Source organism: Zhengella mangrovi (assembly GCF_002727065.1).
GTDB classification, from domain to species: domain Bacteria; phylum Pseudomonadota; class Alphaproteobacteria; order Rhizobiales; family Rhizobiaceae; genus Zhengella; species Zhengella mangrovi.
Map to the genome: position 1 here is coordinate 97,906 of NZ_PDVP01000004.1, position 19,979 is coordinate 117,884.

The 19,979-nt window shown below is 65.2% G+C and carries 18 protein-coding genes; 12 read left to right on the top strand and 6 right to left on the bottom strand.

What is annotated here, in order from left to right; genetic code table 11:
* Positions 1-72 precede the first annotated feature (72 nt).
* The 5 genes from CSC94_RS09440 (at position 73) to CSC94_RS09460 (ending at position 7,018) form a co-directional block, all read left to right on the top strand.
* Complete coding sequence (locus tag CSC94_RS09440; RefSeq protein ID WP_099306082.1) at positions 73-1,914, top strand: sensor histidine kinase; 1,842 nt, start codon at positions 73-75, stop codon at positions 1,912-1,914.
* Positions 1,915-1,918: 4 nt separating this feature from the next.
* On the top strand, positions 1,919-3,265 hold the full coding sequence (locus CSC94_RS09445; RefSeq protein WP_099306083.1) for a sigma-54-dependent transcriptional regulator: 1,347 nt from the start codon (positions 1,919-1,921) through the stop codon (positions 3,263-3,265).
* 307 nt (positions 3,266-3,572) lie between these two features.
* Positions 3,573-4,583: a DctP family TRAP transporter solute-binding subunit gene (locus CSC94_RS09450; protein ID WP_099306084.1), complete on the top strand. Its 1,011-nt coding sequence runs from the start codon at positions 3,573-3,575 to the stop codon at positions 4,581-4,583.
* Positions 4,584-4,696: 113 nt separating this feature from the next.
* Positions 4,697-5,392, top strand: coding sequence for a TRAP transporter small permease (locus CSC94_RS09455; RefSeq protein WP_099306085.1), 696 nt, complete (start codon positions 4,697-4,699; stop codon positions 5,390-5,392).
* Between the two features lie 6 nt (positions 5,393-5,398).
* Positions 5,399-7,018: a TRAP transporter large permease gene (locus CSC94_RS09460; RefSeq protein WP_099306086.1), complete on the top strand. Its 1,620-nt coding sequence runs from the start codon at positions 5,399-5,401 to the stop codon at positions 7,016-7,018.
* Between the two features lie 72 nt (positions 7,019-7,090).
* Here the strand turns inward: CSC94_RS09460 and CSC94_RS09465 are convergent, their stop codons facing one another.
* On the bottom strand, positions 7,091-7,708 hold the full coding sequence (locus CSC94_RS09465; RefSeq protein WP_099306087.1) for a TetR/AcrR family transcriptional regulator: 618 nt from the start codon (positions 7,706-7,708) through the stop codon (positions 7,091-7,093).
* A gap of 738 nt (positions 7,709-8,446) precedes the next feature.
* Here CSC94_RS09465 and CSC94_RS09470 point away from each other — a divergent pair.
* Positions 8,447-10,228: a sodium:proton antiporter gene (locus tag CSC94_RS09470; protein WP_342585950.1), complete on the top strand. Its 1,782-nt coding sequence runs from the start codon at positions 8,447-8,449 to the stop codon at positions 10,226-10,228.
* On the opposite strand, the gene CSC94_RS09475 is transcribed toward CSC94_RS09470, so the two are convergent.
* Positions 10,229-11,407 carry a pyridoxal phosphate-dependent aminotransferase gene (locus CSC94_RS09475; RefSeq protein WP_099306088.1) on the bottom strand — a complete coding sequence of 393 codons (1,179 nt, stop codon included), beginning with the start codon at positions 11,405-11,407 and terminating at the stop codon, positions 10,229-10,231. It lies immediately after the preceding gene.
* Positions 11,408-11,483: 76 nt separating this feature from the next.
* Between CSC94_RS09475 and CSC94_RS09480 the strand changes: the two genes are divergently transcribed.
* Both CSC94_RS09480 and CSC94_RS09485 read left to right on the top strand, forming a co-directional pair.
* Positions 11,484-12,188 carry a GNAT family N-acetyltransferase gene (locus tag CSC94_RS09480; protein WP_099306089.1) on the top strand — a complete coding sequence of 235 codons (705 nt, stop codon included), beginning with the start codon at positions 11,484-11,486 and terminating at the stop codon, positions 12,186-12,188.
* Positions 12,185-12,400: a hypothetical protein gene (locus CSC94_RS09485; RefSeq protein ID WP_099306090.1), complete on the top strand. Its 216-nt coding sequence runs from the start codon at positions 12,185-12,187 to the stop codon at positions 12,398-12,400. Before CSC94_RS09480 ends, CSC94_RS09485 begins: the two co-directional genes overlap by 4 nt.
* Here CSC94_RS09485 and CSC94_RS09490 read toward each other — a convergent pair whose 3' ends face one another.
* The 3 genes from CSC94_RS09490 to CSC94_RS09500 all read right to left on the bottom strand — a co-directional run bounded on the left by CSC94_RS09490 (position 12,401) and on the right by CSC94_RS09500 (position 15,080).
* Entirely contained in the window at positions 12,401-13,417 is a 1,017-nt protein-coding gene (locus CSC94_RS09490; RefSeq protein ID WP_099306091.1) for a nickel/cobalt transporter, read from the bottom strand. It lies immediately after the preceding gene.
* Positions 13,414-14,118 (bottom strand): DUF1007 family protein, encoded by a 705-nt coding sequence (locus tag CSC94_RS09495; RefSeq protein ID WP_245408310.1) that lies wholly within the window; start codon positions 14,116-14,118, stop codon positions 13,414-13,416. Before CSC94_RS09495 ends, CSC94_RS09490 begins: the two co-directional genes overlap by 4 nt.
* Positions 14,119-14,186: 68 nt before the next feature.
* Positions 14,187-15,080, bottom strand: a complete 894-nt coding sequence (locus CSC94_RS09500) for a LysR family transcriptional regulator (RefSeq protein WP_099306093.1) — start codon at positions 15,078-15,080, stop codon at positions 14,187-14,189.
* A gap of 549 nt (positions 15,081-15,629) precedes the next feature.
* Here CSC94_RS09500 and odc2 point away from each other — a divergent pair.
* From odc2 to CSC94_RS09515, 3 genes are all read left to right on the top strand, one after another.
* Entirely contained in the window at positions 15,630-16,763 is a 1,134-nt protein-coding gene (odc2, locus tag CSC94_RS09505; RefSeq protein ID WP_099306094.1) for an ornithine/lysine decarboxylase, read from the top strand.
* A 99-nt stretch (positions 16,764-16,862) separates the two neighbouring features.
* A complete protein-coding gene (locus tag CSC94_RS09510; protein WP_099306095.1) occupies positions 16,863-17,426 on the top strand; it encodes a GNAT family N-acetyltransferase in 564 nt (187 codons plus the stop codon).
* A 118-nt stretch (positions 17,427-17,544) separates the two neighbouring features.
* A complete protein-coding gene (locus CSC94_RS09515; protein WP_099306096.1) occupies positions 17,545-18,252 on the top strand; it encodes an outer membrane protein in 708 nt (235 codons plus the stop codon).
* Between the two features lie 72 nt (positions 18,253-18,324).
* On the opposite strand, the gene CSC94_RS09520 is transcribed toward CSC94_RS09515, so the two are convergent.
* Positions 18,325-18,606 (bottom strand): SCP2 sterol-binding domain-containing protein, encoded by a 282-nt coding sequence (locus CSC94_RS09520; protein ID WP_099306097.1) that lies wholly within the window; start codon positions 18,604-18,606, stop codon positions 18,325-18,327.
* 132 nt (positions 18,607-18,738) lie between these two features.
* On the opposite strand from CSC94_RS09520, the gene CSC94_RS09525 reads away from it, so the two are divergent.
* Positions 18,739-19,896: an acyl-CoA dehydrogenase family protein gene (locus CSC94_RS09525; RefSeq protein WP_099306098.1), complete on the top strand. Its 1,158-nt coding sequence runs from the start codon at positions 18,739-18,741 to the stop codon at positions 19,894-19,896.
* The last annotated feature ends 83 nt before the right edge of the window (positions 19,897-19,979 follow it).

A 19,979-nucleotide genomic window follows, 5' to 3' on the forward strand; every position in this document is an offset into this window, starting at 1 on the left:
GGCTGCCACGGGCAGGCCGCCCCTTTCTCTTGCCTTCTTGACCGCGAGGCTGCTTGTCCTGTTCATGGGCGCATGACGGACGAGACGAACCATACGCAGTTCGAGAGCGGACACACGGTGGCGCGGCGCTATCGCCGGCGCGGGCGGGCCGTGCTGGCGGTCGCGGTGCTGACGGGCGTCGCCCTCGCCCTTGCCCTCCAGGCGTTTGCCGGACGCAGCGCCCTTTCAGACGTGCGCGCCTCGGCAAACGAAGCGCTGGCCCTGCAAGCCGCGACGGTCACGGGCATCCTCGAGAAATACCGGCTGCTGCCACCGCTCCTAGCCCGGCGCGAGGACATCGCAGGGCTGTTCGACCGGCCGTGGGCGGAAGAAAACCGTGCAGAGGCGGCCCGGAAGGCCATCGAGATCGCCGGCTTCTCCGGTGCCAAGGACGTCGTCTTCGCCGATGCCGAGGGCCGGATCTTCGCGTCCGCCCGCAAGATCTACGACCGCAGCTCGGTGCAGGAGACAACGCTCTTCGAAGCGGCGGGGCAGGGGCGGCTCGGCCGGGAAACGCGTTCGCTGGATGCCGACGAGCGCGCTTACGTCTTCGCCTCTGCCGTGCGGCGGGAGGACAAGGTGGCCGGCGTGATCGCCGTCTACGTCCGCTTCGACCAGATCGAGGCCACCTGGGCGCTGACGGCCATGCCGATCGTGGTCACCGGACCGGAAGGCGTGATCTTTCTCGGCAACCGGCCGGAGTGGCAGCTCAAGTCGCTTCATGGCGGTGCCGAGCCATTGCTGGAGCCGGCGGGCGGAGCAACCGGGGACCTGTTCAGGGCGCCGGACGGCGGGCTGGTGATCCAGGCGGTGCGGCACCTGCCGCTGCTCGACTGGCGGCTGCACGTGCTGGCCGATCACGCGCCGGTGACGGAGGCGCGCTGGCTTGCCGGGGTCATCGGCCTGCTGGTGGCGGCGCTGATGGGCATTACCGGCTGGTTCATGGTCAAGCGCGCGGAAGCGGTGAACCTGCGCATGCGCCGCGACAGGGCGAGTGCACTGAGGCTGGAGCGGCTGGTGCGTGACCGCACGCGCGCGCTTTCGGAGACCAATGCCTCGCTGGCCCGCGAGGTGGACGAGCGAACGCGAACGGAAGAGCAATTGCGCCGGACGCAGAAGGAACTGGTGCAATCGGCCAAGCTCGCCGCACTCGGGCAGATGTCGGCGACGCTGAGCCACGAGTACAACCAGCCGCTGGCAGCGATCCGCACCTATGCCGACAACGCGCAGGCTTTCCTGGAGCGTGGACGGGAACAGCCGGCCCGCGACGCGCTGTCGCGCATCGCCGGCCTGACCGAGCGCATGTCGGAACTCTCCCGTACGCTGCTGGGCTTTGCCCGCAAGCCGGGTACCGCGATTTCCGACGTGCGGCTGTCGGCCGTCGTGGACGAGGCGCTGCTGCTCGCCGGACCGCGGGCGAAGAAAGCCGGGATCATGATCCGGCGCACCGACGTCGATGGCGATCTCGTTGTGCGCGGCGGGCGCGTTCGCCTGACGCAGGTGGTCGTCAACCTGGTCAACAACGCCATCGATGCGCTCAGCGGGATCGGTACCGATCGGGCGACCGCGGATCCGGAAATCCGGATTTCGGCCCATGCGCATGACGGTGATGTGGCCCTTGTCATCGCTGACAACGGTCCGGGGCTGGCGCCGGGAGACCAGGAAGCCGTGTTCGAGCCTTTCTACTCGACGAAGGGCGTCGGTGAAGGGATCGGCATCGGCCTGTCGATCGTCTACACGATCGTCAAGGACCTGGGCGGGCGGATCGAGGCCGGCGAAAGCGACATGGGCGGCGCGCGGTTCTCCGTCATCCTGCAGGCCGGCGACAGGGTGCGGGAAACAGGTGACAGCGCCCTGGCGCAAGCGGGAACGTAAACAGATGGGCGAACCGGAAGTCATCCTGATCGACGACGACGACGACCTGCGCCCCGCGCTGGTACAGGGTCTGGAACTGGACGGGTTTACCGTCCGCGCCTTCGGGGATGCGGATTCGGCGCTGAAGCACCTGACCCGCGCCTTTCACGGCGTCGTCATTTCCGACATCCGCATGCCCCGGATGGACGGGATGGCCCTGATGCGCCGCGCGATGGAAATTGACCCGGCCCTGCCGGTGATCCTGATCACCGGTCATGGCGACGTGGCACTGGCGGTCGAGGCCATGCGCGACGGTGCCTACGACTTCATCGAGAAGCCGTTCCCGGTGCAGCGGCTGACGTCGGTCGTCCAGCGCGGCGTCGAGAAGCGCCGGCTGGTGCTGGAAAACCGCATCCTGCGCGAAACGCTCGATTCGTCGACGGACCTCGAAGCGCGGCTTGTCGGCCGCAACGGCGCGATCCGCCGCCTGCGCGAAGAGACCATGGCGGTCGCAGACACTGATGCCGATGTGCTGGTGCTCGGAGAGACGGGATCCGGCAAGGAAGTGGTGGCCCGCGCGCTGCACGATTTCAGCCCGCGGGCGCGCGCCAATTTCGTGGCGATCAACTGCGGCGCGCTGCCGGCGGAGATCATCGAGAGCGAGCTGTTCGGCCACGAGGCGGGCGCCTTCACCGGCGCGCAGAAACAGCGTATCGGCAAGCTGGAACATGCGGACGGCGGCACGGTCTTCCTCGACGAGATCGAATCCATGCCGCTCGACCTGCAAGTCAAGCTGCTCAGGGCGATCGAGCACCGGTCCATCGAGCGGCTGGGTTCCAATACGCCGATCCCGCTCGACCTGCGTTTCGTCGCGGCGACCAAGGCCGATCTCGAAGCCGAGGGCCGGGCAGGGCGGTTCCGGACCGATCTTTATTACCGGCTCTCGGTGATCACCCTGCGGATCCCTGCGCTGCGCGAGCGCAAAGACGATATTCCGCTGCTGTTTGCCCACCTGGCGCGCGAGGCACGGGCCCGCTACCGGCGCGACATGCCCGATTTCACGCCGGCGCTGGAGGCGGACCTGATCAGCCACGACTGGCCCGGCAATGTCCGCGAATTGCGCAACGTCGCCGACCGCTTCGTCCTGGGGCTGTGGCGCGGCTTCAGGGGCGATGCAGGCTCGGCGCCGGATACCGGCAACGGGACGCTTGCCGACCGGCTGGCGGCCTTCGAGAAGGCCGTCATCGAGGGCGAACTGGACCGTCATGGCGGGCGGATGAAGGAAACCTACGAGGCGCTCGGCCTGTCTCGAAAGGGACTGTACGACAAGATCCGCCGGCTCGGCATCAGCGAGACGGATGCAGATGGGTAGCTGGCCACCCATCCTGCTCCTGGTGATGGGTAGCCAGCGATACATCCCGGCAGGCAAAGGCCATGGTGCGCGACCGCTATGCCTCGTTAACATCCCTTAACCATTTGGGTTTTCCGCCTGCGTTGCTGGCGGAGAACGACTGGCACGGCGCTTGCTTCCTGTCAGGCGGACGCGGGTCGGAGAGGCCCCGCCGTCCGGGAGGACAGCCGGAATAATCTGCCAGTCGAGCGACGGCCGGTTCGCCGTTCCCCGGATCTCTTGCAATCCCTGCGGGCCGCCGGTCCGCCCATGAGGAGGAAAACTCGACATGAAAAAGCTTCTTGGCGCCGTTTCGGCCCTCGCGCTCACCTTCGTTGCCGGCCAGGCGATGGCCGATGAGAACGGCTGCGACAGCGGTGAAATGGTCATCAAGTTCTCCCACGTGGTGGCGGCAACCGGTCACCCCAAGGGCGATGCGGCAACGCTGCTGGCGCAGCGCGTCAACAAGGAGATGGAAGGCAAGGCCTGCATGGAGGTCTTTCCGAACTCGACGCTGTTCGACGACGACAAGGTGATGGAAGCCCTGCTTCTGGGTGACGTGCAGCTTGCCGCGCCGTCGCTGTCCAAGTTCGAGGCCTACACGCTGAAATACCGCCTGTTCGACCTGCCGTTCATGTTCAAGAACCTGGATGCGGTGTCGGCGTTCGCCAATTCGGACGCGGGCAAGGGCCTTCTGAAGGTGATGGAAGAGAGCCAGGGCTACACGGGTCTCGGCTACTGGCTTTCGGGTATGAAGTATTTCTCGGCCAAGAAGCCGCTGCTGGTGCCTTCCGATGCCGCGGGCCTGAAGTTCCGCGTGCAGACCTCCGACGTCGCCGTTGCGATGATCGAGGCCATGGGTGCCTCGGCCCAGAAACTGGCCTTCAAGGAAGTCTACGGTGCACTGCAGACGGGCGTTGTCGATGGCCAGGAGAATTCCTGGTGCAACATCTACACCCAGAAGTTCTTCGAGGTGCAGGACGGCGTGACCGAGACCAACCACCAGGCGCTGGCTTACCTGCTCGTCACCTCGACCGAATGGCTCAACGGCCTGGATGCCGGTGTTCGCGACCAGTTCCTCTCGATCGTCAACGACGTGACCAACGCCGCCAACAAGGCCGTGGGCGAGAAGGAAGCGGCCTGCCGCCAGAACATCCTGGATGCCGGCGGCACGATCCGCGAACTGACGCCGGAGCAGCGCACCGAGTGGGTTTCGACCATGAAGCCGGTGTGGAGCAAGTTCGAAGGCGATATCGGCAAGGACCTCATCGAGGCCGCCGCTTCGCACTCGGGTTCCTGACCGTCCTTCGCGACGATCCGCTCCTGGCCGTCCGGTCCGGGGCTGCCTGAGCATTCCCGGCCGCCGCGCGCGTGGCGGCCGGTTCTTTCCGGGGGAAATGCGGGGAGGTCTGCATGGCACTTCTGTGGCCGATCCTGGCGCTTGTGGCGCTGGTCGTGATCCTTTTCATCGCCGAGCGGCGCTGGCCGGTGGGTGTCAGCCGCATGGAGGAGAATTTCATCGCCATTCTGCTGGCGCTGATCACGCTCGTCTCCTTCGTCCAGGTGATCGCGCGCTACGGCTTCAACACGGGCTGGAGCGGGGCACTGGAATTCACCCGCATCCTGTTCGCCTGGCTGATCCTCTTCGGCATGAGCTATGGCGTGAAGCAGGGCATGCACCTGGGCGTGGATGCCTTTATCCGGATGATGCCGCCGCGCGCGTTCAAGGCCGCGGCCATCTTCGGCGCATTGTGCACGGCCGCCTATGCGCTGATCCTCCTGCATGCCGGCTGGCTGTCGTGGCTGGGCGTGGACGTGAGCGGCAACTGGCGCCAGACCGGTGCCATCGGCTACTGGAAGTTCATGTTCGACCGGGGCACCGGGCTCGATGACCTGCGCTGGCCGGAACTGATCCAGTCAATGTTCGGCACCCAGGAGCGCGTGCAGCGGTGGATCGCCTACCTGATGCTTCCGGTCGGCCTGTCGCTGCTGGCCTTCCGGTCCCTCCAGGGGCTTGTCCAGATCGTTCGCGGCGAGCGCGAACTGCTGATCGCCGGTCACGAGGCGGAAGACCTCGTGGCCGAGAACAAAGATGTTCTGAAGGACTGACGCGCCATGGAGACCATCATCCTTTTCGTGCTCGTCCTGGGCCTCCTTTTCCTCGGCGTGCCGGTGGCCGTGTCTCTCGGCCTGTCGTCGCTGCTGATCATCGCGCTGTTCTCGCAGGACTCCATGTCCTCCGTCGCGCTGCAGCTGTTCACGGCGTCGCAGAACTACACCCTGCTGGCCATCCCGTTCTTCGTACTCGCCTCGGCCTTCATGTCGACCGGCGGCGTGGCCAAGCGCATCATCCGGTTCGCCATTTCCACCGTCGGCCATTTCCGCGGCGGGCTGGCCATGGCCTCGGTGCTGGCCTGCATGCTGTTTGCCGCGCTCTCCGGCTCGTCGCCGGCGACCGTAGTGGCCATCGGCACGATCGCCATCGCCGGTATGCGCCAGGTCGGCTACACCAAGGATTTCGCCGCCGGGATCATTGCCAACGCGGGCACGCTCGGCATCCTGATCCCGCCGTCGATCGTGATGGTCGTCTACTCGGCGGCAACCGACGTATCAGTCGGACGGATGTTCCTGGCCGGCGTCATTCCGGGCCTCATCGCCGGCCTCATGCTCATGGTGACGATCTACATCATGGCGCGCCGGCAAGGGCTTCCGGCCGAGCCCTGGCGCGGGTTCGGCGAAATCATCCAGGGCGGCAAGGAGGCCGGGTTCGGTCTCTTCCTGATCGTCATCATCATTGGCGGCATCTACGGCGGCGTGTTCACGCCGACCGAGGCGGCCGCGGTGGCCGCGATCTACTCGTTCTTCATCGCCGTCTTCGTCTACCGTGACATGGGGCCGCTGAAGGGCGTGCCGTGGATCCGCGAGAACGATGACAAACGCGCGGTGACCGGTTTCAAGGCGGTCGTCTACGCGGTCTCCTTCCTCTTCGTCTGGATGATCCTGTCCTTCTTCGCAACGGCGAATGCCGAGACCGTCACGCCCGGCCACCGGCTGCTCTGGGGCTCGCTGATCTCGCTGGCCATCATGATCGCCTATGCGGTCTGGCGCGGCGGGACGGCCAACCCGGGCCGCATTGTCGCGATGCTGGTCGCTGGGCTTTCCATCTGGGGCCGCAACCTGGCGCAGATCGGCGGGCGGTCGCTGTCCGGCATGTTCCACGAGGATACCCGCAAGGTGCTGGTGGATGCCGCCCGGACCACGCTGATGCTGATGTTCATCATCGTCAACGCGCTGCTGTTCGCCCATGTCCTGACGTCGGAACGCATTCCCGACGCCATTACCGACCTGATGGTCGGTTACGGCTTCAACTGGTTTACCTTCCTCATCGCCGTGAACATCCTGCTTCTGCTCGGCGGCCAGTTCATGGAGCCCTCCGGCCTGCTGCTCATCGTGGCGCCGGTCGTGTTCCCGATCGCGATGGAACTGGGGGTCGACCCGGTGCATCTCGGCATCATCATGGTGGTCAACATGGAGATCGGCATGATCACGCCGCCGATCGGGCTGAACCTCTTCGTCACCTCCGGCATCACCGGCATGAGCCTGATCCAGGTGGTTCGCGCGGCGCTGCCCTTCGTGGCGGTTCTGTTCGCCTTCCTGATCCTCGTGACCTACGTGCCGATCATTTCCACGTGGCTGCCCTATTCGCTGATGGGGCCGGAAATCGTGACGCGCTAGCGTATCCCGCTTTCCGTTGACGCGCTCTTCGCGCATTCAGGAACGGCCGGGCCAGCCATGGTCCGGCCGTTTTCATGCCTGGCCGGTGCCGGCGGGCATGGACCGCTGGAGAATTGCCGCAATCGCGATGTTGCGCGCCTTTTCGGGCAGCAGGCTGACGGGCTTCAGCCGGCCCGAGGCAAGGATGTCGGCCAGGCCGTGCACCGTCGCCCAGGCGGCGGCCATGTCGAGCGCGACGGAGGGGTTTTCCTCCGGCGAGGCGCCGTGGATCGTCTTGAGATGGTCCAACAGCATGGCATAGGCGGCTTCCGTGGCGTCCTTGAGCGCCGGATCGCCCGTATCCGGCCGGTCCGAGGAAAACATCAACCGGAAAATCGGCGTGTGCTCGAGCGCGAAATTCACATAGCCGAGACCGGCTGCCTGCAACTGCTCCCAGGAGTCCGGGCCGGCCTTTTCCATGAAATCCAGCTGGCGCTTCATCAACTGCTCGAAGCCACGGGCAGCCAGGGCCGTCAGCAGCCCGTTGGCATCGCCGAAGTGATGCGCCGGGGCCGCATGGCTCACGCCGGCGCGCTTGGCGACACCGCGCAGGGAAAAGCCCTCGATGCCCTTTTCGGCAAGTTCCATTTCCGCGGCGGCCAGCAATGCGCTGCGGAGATCACCGTGATGATAGCTCTTTCGTCCCGGCATGTCCGTCAACGTCCCTTGAGGTGGCGTCCGGCTCCCGGTCAAGCCGACGGGTGAAGACTGGCCTTCGGACTGGTCGGTATCACAGGATGGTGATCCATTCAAATTCGATCTTGACAGCGTCAAGATAGCGCGTAAAACTCGTCTTGCCAATGTCAAGACCGGGGGCGGTGGTATGAGTGTCCCGCGATGCTCCATATCTTACTTGACATCACGGGCGGGCGGGCGTGTGCAAAGGTCCGCCCGTCCAGGCCACCCTGGCGATCTTGCAATCCCTGGAACAGGTTCGGTGCGCTGTCTATCGGCACACGCGGACACGACACCGGGAGGCCGCTTTCGCTGCAATTGCTTTCCTTCGATCGCAATAGCGGACGCGAAACCGGGAGCCACTTTCGCTGCAATTGCTTCAAGACCAGACGCCGCTGCTTCGGACCGGAGTGATTCGGTCAGGGTTGCTTGCTTTCCGCTTCATCAGTAAATGAAAATATACAAATACTGCGCTATTTCAGATATTTAGAAGTATTAACCTTTTGTTAATTTTCAAGTATCATCCTTCTACATAGACGAACCGGCTCTCCTCCTCCCAAGCACGGTTCCGCCTCGGGGCGATCCTTCACCGGATCGCCCTGTTTTTGATCCCCGCCCTTTTCTGTGGTGAACTTGCCGCATAACCGGAACAATTGCCGTTCGTGCCGCGTTCCGACGCGCCTGACCTGTGGCATCGAGTGACGGGAGAGACGGTTGGCTGCACTGCTGAGCGAATACCAGGCCTGGATCGCCCTGGCGCTGCTGCTGTCGATGTTTGCCCTGTTCATGGCGGAGGCCTATCCGCCGGAGGTCACGGCCGCCGGTTTTGCGAGCCTGTTCGTCCTCCTCGGGATGGTTTCGCCCGACGACGCGATGGGGGTCTTCTCCAACCCGGCACCGATTACCATCGGGGCGATGTTCATCCTGTCGGGCGCCCTGGTGCGGACCGGCGTCCTCGATGCGCTTGCCGGCGTTGTCGTCGAACGGGCTTCGAGCGCACCCCGCCTGTCGCTCGTCGCGTTCCTGCTGGTGACCCTCGTGGCCTCGGCATTCGTCAACAACACGCCGATCGTGCTGGTGCTCATCCCGGTCGTCATCCGGCTTGCCCATGCCACGTCGATCGCTCCGACCCGGCTCCTCATCCCGCTGTCCTACGCCGGTGTGCTGGGCGGGGCCTGCACGCTGATCGGCACGTCCACCAACCTGCTGGTCGACGGCGTGGCACGTGAAGCCGGCCTGGCGCCGTTCTCGCTCTTCGAGATCACGCCGGTCGGCGTGGTCGCCGCGGCGTGCGGCCTTGCCGTGATGGCCATTCTCGGCCGGCGCCTGCTTCCGGACCGGGGGGAAGCCTCTGCCGGGATCCTGCTCGGCGAGACGGAATACCTGTCGGAGGCGCGGATCGCTGACGACAGCATGGACGGACGGCCGCTTGGCGAGATCGGGCTGTTCAAGGCGCCGGGCGTCATCGTTTCGGGTGTCCAGCGCGGCACGGAGACGATCCGCAAGGACCTCGACGCGTTCGCGGTGAAGAAGGGCGACCGGCTGATCCTGCGGGCGCCGACCTCGGAACTCCTGACGCTGGCCAGCCACGAGTCGCTGAAGGTCGGCTTGCGCGGCACCGCGCGGCTGACGGCGGAAGAGGGCGACAACGTGATCGTCGAAGCCGTCGTCGCGCCGCGCAAGTGGACCAGCGGACGGGCGCTCGCCTCAATGTCGCTGGGCCGCCGCTTCGGTCTGCAGGTACTGGGCGCGCACCGGCACAACCACATTCCCGGGCCGGAACTCGGCGTCGTCACCCTGCGCCCGGCCGACAAGCTGCTGCTGTCGGGGCCAACGGCCGCCTTCGAGGAACTGGCGCGGGAAACCAACATCGTTTCGATTTCGCAGGCAGCCGGGCGTGCCTTCCGGCGCTCCAAGGCGCCGATCGCCCTGGCCGCACTCGCCGGCGTCGTGGTGCTCGCCGCCCTCGGCATCCTGCCGATCGGCATTCTTGCCATCATGGCCGTCAGCGCGATCCTGATCCTGCGCTGCATCGACGCGGACGAGGCCTGGGATTCGCTCGACGGCTCGGTTCTCGTGCTGATCTTCGCGATGCTGATCGTCGGGCGCGGCCTGCAGGAAAGCGGCGCAGTGGAACTCGTGGTGTCCGCGCTGGTGCCGTTGCTGTCGCTGATGCCGGGGTTTCTCGCCCTGCTGGCGGTCTACCTGCTCGCCTCGCTACTGACGGAACTCGTCACCAACAATGCCGTTGCGGTGGTGCTGACACCGGTCGTGATCGGGCTGGCGGAGCCGCTCGGCATCGATGCGCGTGCGCTCGTCGTCGCCGTCATGTTCGGCGCCAGCGCGTCTTTCGCCACGCCCATCGGCTACCAGACCAATACGCTGGTCTACGGCGCGGCCGATTACCGCTTCGCGGATTTCCTGAAGATCGGCGTGCCGATGAACATACTCGTCGGCATCGCGGCGAGCGCGGCGATCTGGATCTTCTTCACCTGATCAGGCCGGGTCCGTCTCGGACAGGAATTTTTCCATGCGCTCGATGGCGCGCAGGATGTTTTCCTCCGAATTGGCGTAGGACACCCGGATGTAGCCTTCGCCGAGAATGCCGAAATCCGGTCCGCCGATCAGCGCGACGCCGGCCTCTTCCAGCAATGCGGAGGCGAGCTTCTTGGCCTTCCAGCCGGTCTGGCTGATGTTGGGGAAGGCGTAGAAGGCGCCCTTCGGCGTTGCGCAGGTGACGCCGGGCAGGGTGTTCATGCCCTCGGTGACGATCCTGCGGCGGTTGTCGAAGGCCCGCATCATCTTCCCGACGTCGTCCTGCGGCCCGTCGATGGCGGCGATACCGGCAAACTGGCTCGGCGCGTTGACGCAGGACCAGCAGTTGACCGCCAGCTTGCGCACCAGCGGATAGAGCTGTTGCGGCCAGATCGACCAGCCCATGCGCCAGCCGGTCATGGCCCAGGTCTTCGACCAGCCGTTCAGGATGATCAGGCGGTCGCGGATCTCCGGGAACCTGAGCAGCGAGGTATGCTCCTCGCCGTCATAGGTCATGACGTCGTAGATCTCGTCGGAGAGGATGGCGACCTCCGGGAAGGCTTCCAGTCCCCTGACGAGTTTCTCGATCTCGGCGCGGGGCGTCACGCCACCGGTGGGGTTGGCCGGGGAATTGAGAATCAGCAGGCGCGTCTTCGGCGTGATGAGCCCCAGCACCTCGTCGGCGGAAAAGGCAAAGCCCTTTTCCTCGCGCACGGGCACGGGAACGGGCGTGGCGCCGGTGAACTCGATCATGGAGCGGTAGATGGGAAAGCCCGGGTCGGGATAGAGGATCTCGGCGCCCGGTTCGCCGAACATCAGGATGGCGGCGAACATGGTCGGCTTGCCGCCCGGCATGATCATCACGCTGTCGGGCGAGACCTCCACGCCGGTCATGGTCAGCGTGCGGCGGACAACGGCCTCGCGGGTCGCCAGCAGGCCGGCCGCCGGCGTGTAACCATGATGGCCGTCGCGCAGCGCCTTGATGGCGGCCTCGACGATATGCTGCGGGGTCTGGAAATCCGGCTGGCCGATGCCGAGATTGATGATGTCCTTGCCCTGGGCCGCGAGATCGGTGGCACGAGCCAGCACGGCAAAGGCGTTTTCCTCACCGATGCGGTCGAAGGCGGCGATGGTTTTCATGGCGGTGCGTTTCCCCCGGATGCGTTTTGGCGTATTGGAGGCGTCGACCTAGCAATGTCAACCGAAAGAAGTCCCCATGATCGACGATCTGGCCCACTGGACGCCGCGGAAACGGCCGGAGAAACGCGTGCTGGATGGCCGCCTGGTGCGTCTCGAGCCCTTGTCTGCCAGCCGTCATGGCGACGATCTCTACATTGCTGCCACCGAGGGCGATGCCGACCGGCGCCATGCCTATCTCGGGACGTCGAAGCCGGAGAGCCGGGCGGCGTTCGAAGGCTGGCTGGAAAGCGCGGAAAACCATGCCGACTCGATCTACTGGTCGGTCATCGACAAGGCGTCCGGCAAGGCGGTCGGGCGTCAGAGCCTGATGCGGATCGACACGGCCAACGGCGTGATCGAGATCGGCGACATCCACTGGGGGCCTGCGATGCGGCGTTCGCCGCTTGCGACCGAGGCCTTTTTCCTGCAGGCAGTCCAGGTGTTCGACGATCTTCAATACCGCCGCTTCGAGTGGAAGCTGAACACGCTGAACCAGCCGTCGCACCGGGCGGCGCAGCGTTTCGGATTTGCCTACGAGGGGCTGTTCCGCCAGCACATGATCGTCAAGGGCGCCAACCGCGACACTGCCTGGTACGCGATGATCGACAAGGACTGGCCGGGGATCCGCGATGCATTTGAACGCTGGCTTTCGCCCGCCAACTTCGATAGTGGAGGCCGGCAGAAGGCGCGGCTGGAAGACCTGCGCCAGGCACCGGCGGGCAAGCGAGAGGACGTGGCATGAAGGAAAGCTGGAAACCGGCCGTCGCGGCGCTGCTATTCCTGCTCGTCTTCGGGCTGCTGTTCAACTTCATGCCCGGGATCATGCTGTGGATCGGCGACCGGTCGCCGATCGCGGCGGGCGCTTTCGCGGTGCTGTTCGTCGCCGCCTTTTTCGGTGTTTTCTGGCTTCGCTCGCGGGTCCAGGCCAAGCGGGACCGCGAAAACGGTTCCTGATCAGGCGGCCAGGGAGGCTGCCAGCAGCAACAGGCCCAGAACCATGACGAGCAAGGCGCCGCCGATCTCCACGCCATGATGGATGACCGTGCCAAGCCGGCCGCCGCCGGACAGGCGCACGGCGACGGTCTTGGCGGTGACGGCCAGCGTGGCGAGTGCCGAGACGGTGATCGCGGTGCCGATGGCCATGGCGAAGGCCGAGGCGATGCCAGCCCACCACAATCCGTTGAGGAAAGCGAAGGTCAGCACGATCAGTGCGCCGGAACAGGGGCGCAGGCCAACGGCAAGGACCGCCGCGCCGGCCTCCGACAGGGTGAACCGGCGCGCGGCGAGACGTTCGGGATCCGGCATGTGGACATGGCCGCAGGTGGAGCACACCTCGCCGGGCTCATGGTCGTGGCCGTGCGCATGATCATGGTCATGTCCATGATGATGGTGGCCGGCATGATCATGGCCGGCGACGGCTACCGCCGGGGCGGACCAGGGAAAGAACTGGCGCAGCTTGCGGACCAGCAGCCAGGCGCCGAACAGGGCAACGAGCGCATAGCTGGCCACTTCCATCAACCAGACGGCATCGGTCTGCTTGATCGTCGTGCCGCGCAGGAACAGGAAGACCGCGCCGATGACGGCAACCGCGGTCGCGGCCTGGGCCATCGCGGAGAGGAAGGACAGCAGCACGCCGCGGCGCAACGCCACCTCGTTGGCCAGCATGTAGGACGAGATCACCGCCTTGCCGTGGCCCGGACCGGCGGCATGGAACACGCCGTAGGCGAAGGACAGGCCGACCAGAAGCCAGGCGGCCGCGGGATCGGTGCGCATGGTGCGCAGGGCGCCGGTCAGCGCGCGATAGAACGCCTGCTGCTGGGTGTTGATCCAGTGCATCAGGCCGGGAAAGAAGCCCGAAGAGGGCAGGGTCTGTTCCGCCGCGCCGATGCCGAGCGAACTCTGGGCATGGACGCTGCCCGCGGCGACCACGACCACGGCGGCCGCGATGAGCGCGATCCGGGCCGGCTTCATTGCGTTGCCCCGCAGGTCAATTGCAGCCGGGTGGCGAAAATGCCGGTCAGTTTGGTCATGTCCGTCGTCTCGTAGAAGGCCTCGTCGAGGTTCTGGCTGTTCTGGGCGAGAATCTCGTCGGGATCGGGCCGGATGACTTCTCGCCGGCAGTTTGCCGGCAGCCCCTCGCTGACCATGTCGGTATCGTTGGCATAGTCGATGGCGGTGTAGAAGGTCGGATCGTAGACGGCAAAGCTGAGCGTGCCGGCGAGCGGGAGCGGCGTCTGCATCTTCGATTCGAAGATCAGGAGAAGGCGGTCGTCCTGGTAGTCGGCGATCACGACCTCGGGGGGCTGCATGGCGACGTCCTTGCCGTCGGCCTGGACGACCTGGAAGTAGTCATATTCGGCGATCGATTCGCGAACGGTCTTGCCGACCTCTGCCAGTTCGGCGTCGTCCAGCCTGTTGTCGGCATTCTTGTCGAATTCGACGAGGACAGTCGCGGTGAAGATGTCGTCGAAACGCCAGACGTGCTGCAGCGCGGTCACCGTGTTGCCGGAGATGGCGAGGTCGACGCGGGCATCGGCCCAGATGTGCGGGTGCGCGGCGGCCATGCCCGGCCAGGCGGCGGCGGCGCCAAGGGCAACGAGAAAAGCAATCCTGGATGCGGGCTTCACGACGCCGGTTCTCCCCTTGCGAAGCGCCTCGATGATACGCGACATTTCCATTGTATCGCGAAGACGGCGAAAATCCGGCACCCTGTCCGGGGTCCGTTCCGCGGCGCCGGCTGTCACGCCTTCTGCTTGAACCAGGCCGCCAGGTAATCGACGAAGACGCGGACCTTGACGGGCAGGTAGCGGCGGTGCGGATAGACGGCGAACATGCCGCTGTCCTTGTGCACCCAGTCCTCGAGCAGGGAGACGAGCCGGCCGGCACGGATATCCTCGTCGACGACGAAATCGGGGATCAGGGCGAAGCCGAGATCGGCCAGGCAGGCGGCGCGCGCGACGGCCGGGCTGTTGACCTCGAGGGGACCGGACACCGGCACGGTGATGGTGTCGCCGGCCGGGGTCTGGAACGGCCAGTTGGTCAGCCAGCGGCCGTTGGTGTCGGAGATGCAGGGCAGCTTTGCCATGTCGTGCGGGGTTTCCGGGCGGCCGTGCCGCTCGATGACCGCCGGCGTGGCGCAGAGCTTGACCTGGAAGTCGGAGATCTTCCGCGCGATCAGGGACGAGTTCTCCAGCCGGGAGATGCGGATGGCAAGGTCGAAGCCTTCCTCGACGAGATCCACGAACCGGTCGTCGAGATGGATGTCCAGCTTGATGTCGGGGTGATCCTTGACGAAGTCGATCAGCACCTGGCCGATGGCGGCGTCGGCGAAGGAGCGGGGGGCGGTGAGGCGGATGCGGCCCTTCACGTCGCCACTCGATTCGCGCATCGATTCCTGCAGGCCGTCGATATCGCGCACGATCTCGCTGGCGCGCTTGAAATAGGCGTGGCCGGCCTCGGTCAGCGAGAACTGCCGCGTGGTGCGGTTGAGCAGCAGGACGCCGAGTTCATCCTCCAGCTCGCGGACATATTTCGACAGCAGGGCCTTGGAGCGTCCGATCTTGCGCGCGGCGGCCGAAAAGCCTTCGGCATCCACCACATCGATGAAAGCGCGCATGCGGGTCAATGTGTCCATTGTTCAGGTCCTGTTGCCGATTTCACCTAGATCGTTCAGCGAATGAAAAAATTCAAGGCGGCGGCGATTTTTCATTGAAGACCGGGGCGAATGTAACTATATCGCGGGTGCCCAAAGTCGCACGTGCCTGTGGGTGTCCGCCGATCCCCCGACAAGGTGGGGGCTACGGTAAGGTACCCGGAGCTAACCCCTCCGGTCGTCCGTCCGGCCAACCGGACAGGCGAGGACATCTTGAAGCAACGACGGTGCGGGCCTTTCTGGTGTCTGCCGGCTGTCCATAAGCCGGGGTTACTGAAGAGGCACACCTTCATTGCCGGATGTGCGGACGGGGTCTCCCTCCAATCGATGGCAGACAAAGCGGATGGTCGCTCCCTTCCCGGGGCGGTTTGTCCTTCGCCGCATGACGGCATTCCTTGGTTCCGGGGTCTCCACCGGCTGGATCCAATGGCGTGGCCGCATGCCCTTTGTCCAATGCCCCGTTTCCCCAGCAGACATGGGAGGCGGGGTCGCAGATCGAAGCGGCCGACCCGCCGCCCTGGGAGAACACCGATGGCCACGCAGCGTATTCTCGACTTCCTCTCCACCCGCCGTCCGTCCGGTCCCTGCCTCGTCGTCGACCTCGACGTCGTGCGCGACAATTTCAACGCGTTCCGCAAGGCGCTGCCCGACAGCCGCATCTTCTACGCCGTCAAGGCGAACCCGGCACCGGAGATCCTGCGCCTGCTGGCGAGCGAAGGCTCCAACTTCGACTGCGCCTCGGTTGCCGAGATCGAGATGGCGCTGGACGCCGGCGCGACGGCGGAGCGCATCTCCTACGGCAACACGATCAAGAAGGAGCGCGATGTCGCACGGGCGTTCGAACTGGGCATTCGCCTGTTCGCCGTCGATTGCGCCGAGGAAGTGGAGAAGGTGGCCCGCGCCGCGCCGGGTTCGCGCGTGTTCTGCCGCGTGCTGACGGATGGCGAAGGTGCGGAGTGGCCGCTGTCGCGCAAGTTCGGCTGCGTGCCGCAGATGGCCGTCGACGTGCTGGTCTATGCGCATCAGCTGGGCCTCGATTCCTACGGCGTGTCCTTCCACGTCGGGTCGCAGCAGTGCGACCTCAGCGCCTGGGACAAGGCGCTGGGTGACGCGCACCGCGTGTTCGCCTCGCTGGCCAAGCAGGGCATCCACCTGAAGATGGTCAACATGGGCGGCGGCTTCCCGACCCGCTACCTGAAGGACGTGCCCTCGGCCCAGGCCTATGGCCAGGCGATCTTCGGCGCGCTGCGCGCCCATTTCGGCAACCAGCTTCCCGAGACGATCATCGAGCCGGGCCGCGGCATGGTCGGCAACGCCGGCGTCATCAAGTCGGAAGTCGTGCTGATCTCGCGCAAGTCGGACAATGACAACGTTCGCTGGGTCTATCTCGACATCGGCAAGTTCGGCGGCCTGGCCGAGACGATGGACGAGGCGATCCGCTACCCGATCGTCACGCCGCGCGACGGCGACGCGCTGGAGCCCTGCGTGCTCGCCGGTCCGACCTGCGATTCGGCCGACGTGCTCTACGAGAAGACCCCGTATCCGCTGCCGATCTCGCTGACGATCGGCGACGAGGTCCTGATCGAGGGCACGGGTGCCTACACCACCACCTACTCGGCGGTGGCCTTCAACGGCTTCGAGCCGCTGCGATCCTACGTGATCTGAACGGGGCTTCCCGTTCAGGCCTGCCCGGTCCCGGCGATCCATCGCCTGGACGCGGGCGCTTGCATCCTTGTCTTCCGGATCAGGCCCTGGAGTTCCGCCATGACCGACCTTGCCCACCAGGTTCTCTCCCCCGCCTTCGCGATTGCCGTCGAATCGGCGACGGACGTCGCCGCGCGCGACGTTCTGCTCGACTGTGCGATGGGTCCGCGCTGGCGCCGCAAGGCATCGGAAAAGCTGCGCCGTGGGCGCCGGCCGGCCGAAGGCCTGGCGTTCGTCGCCCGCGATGGCGACGGTACGGTGATCGGGACGGTGCGGCTGTGGAACGTGCGGGCGGGTGAGTGCGACGCGCTGCTGCTGGGCCCGCTGGCCGTCGACCCGTCGCTGAAGAGCAGCGGCGTCGGTTCGGCCCTGATGCGTCATGCCATTGCCGAGGCCGGGCGCCTGGGCCACGGTGCGGTGCTGCTTGTCGGCGATCCCGGCTACTACGAGCGATTCGGCTTCTCGTCCGGGCTGACCGGCGGCCTTGCCATGCCCGGTCCCTACGAGCCGCACCGGTTCCTGGCGCTGGAATTCAGGGCCGGCGCGCTGGAGGGTGCATCGGGCGTGCTGCGCGCGAACGGCCGCAGGATCGAGGCTGCCGGTCGTCAGCGCATGGCCGCCTGACACCCGTGTTGCGTCGCTGCAACAGCGTTTGATGTATTTTCAATGCATATATTAAGGATATTGAATATTTTTTTCACTCCCGGGAAAATAGGAGCATGATTTTCTAAAGGGGTGAATCATGAAGTCCTTTCTCAAGAGTGTCGCTCTTCTTGGAGCGCTGAGCCTGCCGGTCGCGGCACAGGCTGCCGACATGGTCGATGATCCGGCGGGTCTGTCCTGGACGGGGTTCTACGCCGGTGTCCATGCCGGTTATGGCTGGGGTCAGTCCGACCTCCGCAATTCCAGCCCGCCCGGACCGCCCTCGCGGACAGCAGCCGTCGATTCGAACGGTTTCCTCGGCGGCGTCCAGATCGGCTACAACTGGCAGTCCAATTCCGCGGTTTTCGGTGTCGTCAGTGACTTCACCTTCTCCGGCGTCGACGGCACGCTGACCAGCGTTCCGCCGCCCGGACCGCCCTACGTGGCGACTTCGGACGTGAACTGGCTGGCGACGCTGCGCGCCCGCGCCGGCGTCCTGGCGACGCCGGAAACGCTGCTCTATGCCCATGGCGGTCTGGCTCTGGCGGATATCGACGGTTCCTGGACGAATGCCGGTGCGCCGGTCGGTCCCGGTCCGTTCCGCGGTATCGGCTCGAACACCCGCGCCGGCTGGACCATCGGTGCCGGCATCGAGCACATGTTCTCGGAGAAGGTCAGCGCCTTTGCCGAATATTCCTACGTGGATTTCGGAACGGCACGGTTTTCCAACATCTCCGGTCCGGCGATCAACTATACGCAGGACGTGAACTTCCACATGATCAAGTTCGGCCTGAACTACCACTTCTGAGTTCCGGCGGAATGCGCATGAAAAAAGGCGAGGCCCGGTGCCTCGCCTTTCTTTTTCCGGCAGCCGGCGAGATCAGAGCAGCGAAGAGAGCTGCATGGCGACGGACATGTCGCCCTCGATCTTGATCTTGCCCTGCATGAAGGCGGCCGTCGGGTCGAGTTCGCCGGCGATCATGTCCTCGAAATCGGACTTGTCCATCTTGATCGTGCAGTCGGCATCACCGTCCGTCGTGGAGACCGTGGTTCCGTCGATGAGGATGACGCCGTCGCTGCCGCAATCGAACTTGACCGAGCTCGGCAGGCCGCCCGACGCCACCTTTTCCTTCATCTGCGCGGCAATTTCTTCCATGGTCATGGTCGCTGATCCTTCCGGTTCTGGTGATTTGCGTGAATTTGGTCTACCCTAGCCAATGTTTGACGTTTACGTCAACGTGATTTTCGCCATCCGATGACGAATCGGGTGCGGTCCGGTCAGGGGAGGAAGACCATGCTTTTCACCGAGGAACACGAGGCCCTGCGCCGCACCGTGGCACGGTTCATTGAAACCGAGATCAATCCGCATGTCGATGCCTGGGAGGCTGCGGAAGAGTTTCCCTCGCATGTCCTCTTCAAGAAACTCGGCGATCTCGGGCTGCTCGGCATCAAGTACGACCCGGCGCATGGCGGGCTCGGTCTCGATTTCTCCTTTTCGATGGTGATGGCGGAAGAGATGGGTCTGGTCGATTGCGGCGGCATTCCCATGGCCATCGGCGTCCAGACCGACATGGCGACGCCGGCGTTGAACCGCTTTGCCACGGAAGAGCTGAAAAAGAGCTGGCTGGCCCCCACGATTGCCGGCGACATGGTCGCCTGTCTCGGGGTTTCGGAACCCGGCGGGGGATCGGATGTCGCCGCGGTGAAGACGACGGCGCGGCGTGACGGCGGCGACTGGGTGATCTCGGGAACGAAGATGTGGATCACCAACGGCATGAAGGCGGACTGGTGCTGCCTCCTGGCGAACACGTCGGACGGGCCGGCCCATCGCAACAAGTCGCTGATCGTCGTGCCGATGGATGCCAAGGGAATCGACCGGCAGAAGATCCACAAGATCGGCATGCATTCCTCGGACACGGCGCAGCTTTTCTTCGATGACGTCCGCGTGCCGGCCGGAAACCTGATCGGCCAGGAAGGCATGGGTTTCACCTACCAGATGCTGCAGTTCCAGGAAGAGCGCCTGTGGGCCGCGGCCAACACGATCAAGGCGCTCGACCGGCTGATCGACCTGACGATCGAGTACACGCGGGAGCGCACGGTTTTCGGCAAGCCGGTTCTCGACAACCAGGTCGTCCATTTCAGGCTGGGCGAACTGCGCACCGAGGTCGAGGCGCTGCGGGCGCTGACTTGGTCCGCCGTCGAGCAGTACGTGGCGGGCAAGGACGTGACGCGGCTGGCATCCATGGCGAAGCTGAAATGCGGGCGGCTGATGCGCGAAGTGGCCGATTCCTGCCTGCAATACTGGGGCGGCATGGGCTATACCCGCGACAACCCGGTCTCGCGGGCCTTCCGGGACGGGCGGCTGGCCTCGATCGGTGGTGGTGCCGACGAGATCATGCTCGGGATCATCGCCAAGCTCGAAGGAACCGCGCCGGGCACATCCAACCGTTGACCGGCGACCGGCGGCAGCGGAAGTTCAAATCTTAACGTTTTCTAAAACAGCTCCTTAGCCCGGAAGTGGTTTACCGGGAATGC

Bases quoted from the DNA above. Each gene is read 5' to 3' on its own strand.
- CSC94_RS09455 (WP_099306085.1), top strand. From the start codon at position 4,697: ATGGCACTTCTGTGGCCGATCCTGGCGCTTGTGGCGCTGGTCGTGATC.
- CSC94_RS09460 (WP_099306086.1), top strand. From the start codon at position 5,399: ATGGAGACCATCATCCTTTTCGTGCTCGTCCTGGGCCTCCTTTTCCTC.
- CSC94_RS09480 (WP_099306089.1), top strand. From the start codon at position 11,484: ATGATCGACGATCTGGCCCACTGGACGCCGCGGAAACGGCCGGAGAAA.
- CSC94_RS09495 (WP_245408310.1), bottom strand. From the start codon at position 14,118: ATGTCGCGTATCATCGAGGCGCTTCGCAAGGGGAGAACCGGCGTCGTG.
- CSC94_RS09520 (WP_099306097.1), bottom strand. From the start codon at position 18,606: ATGACCATGGAAGAAATTGCCGCGCAGATGAAGGAAAAGGTGGCGTCG.
- CSC94_RS09485 (WP_099306090.1), top strand. From the start codon at position 12,185: ATGAAGGAAAGCTGGAAACCGGCCGTCGCGGCGCTGCTATTCCTGCTC.
- CSC94_RS09450 (WP_099306084.1), top strand. From the start codon at position 3,573: ATGAAAAAGCTTCTTGGCGCCGTTTCGGCCCTCGCGCTCACCTTCGTT.
- CSC94_RS09465 (WP_099306087.1), bottom strand. From the start codon at position 7,708: ATGCCGGGACGAAAGAGCTATCATCACGGTGATCTCCGCAGCGCATTG.
- CSC94_RS09440 (WP_099306082.1), top strand. From the start codon at position 73: ATGACGGACGAGACGAACCATACGCAGTTCGAGAGCGGACACACGGTG.
- CSC94_RS09525 (WP_099306098.1), top strand. From the start codon at position 18,739: ATGCTTTTCACCGAGGAACACGAGGCCCTGCGCCGCACCGTGGCACGG.
- CSC94_RS09475 (WP_099306088.1), bottom strand. From the start codon at position 11,407: ATGAAAACCATCGCCGCCTTCGACCGCATCGGTGAGGAAAACGCCTTT.
- CSC94_RS09500 (WP_099306093.1), bottom strand. From the start codon at position 15,080: ATGGACACATTGACCCGCATGCGCGCTTTCATCGATGTGGTGGATGCC.
- CSC94_RS09445 (WP_099306083.1), top strand. From the start codon at position 1,919: ATGGGCGAACCGGAAGTCATCCTGATCGACGACGACGACGACCTGCGC.
- CSC94_RS09510 (WP_099306095.1), top strand. From the start codon at position 16,863: ATGACCGACCTTGCCCACCAGGTTCTCTCCCCCGCCTTCGCGATTGCC.
- odc2 (WP_099306094.1), top strand. From the start codon at position 15,630: ATGGCCACGCAGCGTATTCTCGACTTCCTCTCCACCCGCCGTCCGTCC.
- CSC94_RS09490 (WP_099306091.1), bottom strand. From the start codon at position 13,417: ATGAAGCCGGCCCGGATCGCGCTCATCGCGGCCGCCGTGGTCGTGGTC.
- CSC94_RS09515 (WP_099306096.1), top strand. From the start codon at position 17,545: ATGAAGTCCTTTCTCAAGAGTGTCGCTCTTCTTGGAGCGCTGAGCCTG.